Origin of the sequence: Bacteroides sp. AM54-2NS (assembly GCF_003602935.1) — a bacterium.
GTDB lineage: Bacteria > Bacteroidota > Bacteroidia > Bacteroidales > Bacteroidaceae > Bacteroides > Bacteroides xylanisolvens.
The window spans coordinates 1-2,145 of record NZ_QTMZ01000115.1 but is presented as its reverse complement, the minus strand read 5'-3'; the positions used below and the strand labels follow the sequence as shown (position 1 = coordinate 2,145).

3 protein-coding genes are annotated in these 2,145 nt (G+C 34.5%); all 3 read left to right on the top strand.

The window, feature by feature from the left end:
• Positions 1-1,041, top strand: a 1,041-nt coding sequence (locus tag DXA05_RS26665; protein WP_165861576.1) for a glucosaminidase domain-containing protein, incomplete at its 5' end; no start/stop codon positions are given.
• A 220-nt stretch (positions 1,042-1,261) separates the two neighbouring features.
• Positions 1,262-1,543: a hypothetical protein gene (locus DXA05_RS25965; RefSeq protein ID WP_128859782.1), complete on the top strand. Its 282-nt coding sequence runs from the start codon at positions 1,262-1,264 to the stop codon at positions 1,541-1,543.
• Positions 1,544-1,597: 54 nt separating this feature from the next.
• A partial coding sequence (locus DXA05_RS25960) for a hypothetical protein (protein ID WP_133303907.1) occupies positions 1,598-2,145 on the top strand: 548 nt, incomplete at its 3' end.

The following is a 2,145-nucleotide window of genomic DNA, read 5'->3' as shown; positions in this document are numbered from 1 at the left end:
TCTGCACAAGGTAAGTACAACTTTGGCAATTTAACTACTGGTAGTTCATGGAAAGGTGATTATGTAACTGGTAATGATAAAAATGCTAAAGGTGAAGCTATTAAGCAGAAGTTTAGGTCTTATAATTCTATGGATGAGTATGCAGCAGATAAGATACAATTCTTAAAGAGACTATATGACTTTGATGAGAATGATGATATTAATAAGTTTGTAGCTAAGCTTACTGGTTCTAATAAAGGTAAGAGAAGATATGCAGAAGCTAAGGAGTATGCCAATTCATTAAGAGGTGTGTATAATAGTTTCAAAGCAGGTGGTATTATTAAATACCAAGAACCTGCACAACCTATTAATAGGTCTGCGATAAGAACAGATGAAGATAAGAATGTTCCAAAACGAAATAGAGCTATTTATAGTACATTTGACGCAACTTGGAACACTCCACCGTGGTATATAGCAACTGCCAAAGCAGCTAGGGCGGCTTACAAACAAGTAGCTAATCCAGACGAAATGGATTATATAGTGACAGATTCGGTTGCAGATGCAGGTTGGAGGAAGAGATTAGGGTTATCTTATGATAGTAAATTCCTTCCTTCTAATGAAGACGGTAGTGTTAGATTGCCTTCTTACATAGAAGCGGAGATACCTGTTGATACAACTTTATTAAAGGACAGAATAGCAAGGGAGACTAAAATTGCTGAATCTAAGAATATAATGGGTAAAGATTGGCAGCTAGTTACTGGGCTCATAAACTTAGATAAACAGAACTTAGATTCTTTAAGAAAGACCTATAATACTGGTGAACCAACTGTTCTTAACGAATATAGTCATAACAGCAGGAATTTGATTAAGAATGGGAGACTTATTAATGGAGCTCATGAATACAATACACCATTAAATATTCTAAAGAACTATACTGTACAGTATGACTCTAAGAACAGAACGATGAATTATCGTGATATATATGACTTTAATGGCTATGAGTGGGCTATACCAGGGAAGAAATTTAATATTAGAGGAAGCATTAATTTAGATAAGAAATGAAAGTAATTAGAGTGGTATTGTGGTTATTAATAGTAATAGAATGTATTATACAAGCAATACAGTCTTATTGGTGGTATAAATATAAAGGCATTACATATCATCTACTAGTTAAGAATAGTATATTGCCATGTATAGAACGTATCTTATTAATCAGCGTAGCTATAATACTACTCTACTTATTTACAAAATGGATAATTGGTAAATGTTATAAACGGAATGAATGATGAGTAAGAAACGATTAAATCTGCATGAACAGGGATATAAAGCAGGAGACCCTATGTGGGTATCTTGGGATAAAAGGTGGGACGGACCGCTGAGACGAGAATTAATGTGGGAAGGTGTATATCAAGAAGAAAGACTAGTAACCACTATTGGCTTCTTTAGGTATGACGATAGAGAGTTCTTGGCTTTAGATAGAACTAAGAGACCAAATGGGTGTGAAGATATTATCTATATTCCAACACCATTAGTAAAGGAGTACGGTAAATTTCATGCGGAATAGTATTCAACCTTTATAAGATATATATTTGTATATAATACCCTAGTATCAGAAAGGTTGAATGTTCGTATAAGAAGATATGCAGAAGCTACTAATTATGCTAAAGTACTTACTGGAGTATATAATGGTATTCCTAAAGGTGAGAATGGTATGATTATTAAGTATCAAGAACCTGCACAACCTATTAAGTATATGGGAGGTTATGATAAGAGAGGTAACATGGTATTGCCAGTTACTAATGAGAATGGTATGAATAATGTAACTTTACCAGAAGTAACAGTTACTCCTAGAAATATTAATCTAGCAGGAGCTGTAGATAGAGGAAGGAGAGAAGCCGCACCTTATGTTAGTACATTATTAACAGGTGCAATATTTGGACCATTATCAGTAGCAGGTGGATATGCAGGTAATGAAGCAGTTAATAAGATAACTAATGTAGCTAGTAATGACAAATATAAAGACTGGGCTGATATGCTCTCTAAGACTACAGGAATGAATCCGGTAGTTGCAGATTTCTTTAACATAGGTAATTTGGCAGGTGGATTTGGAATGCGTAACTTTGGACCTAAGTTAAAGCCAGTAAAAGATATGGCTGTTGGTGGTAA

Bases quoted from the DNA above. Each gene is read 5' to 3' on its own strand.
- DXA05_RS25965 (WP_128859782.1), top strand. From the start codon at position 1,262: ATGATGAGTAAGAAACGATTAAATCTGCATGAACAGGGATATAAAGCA.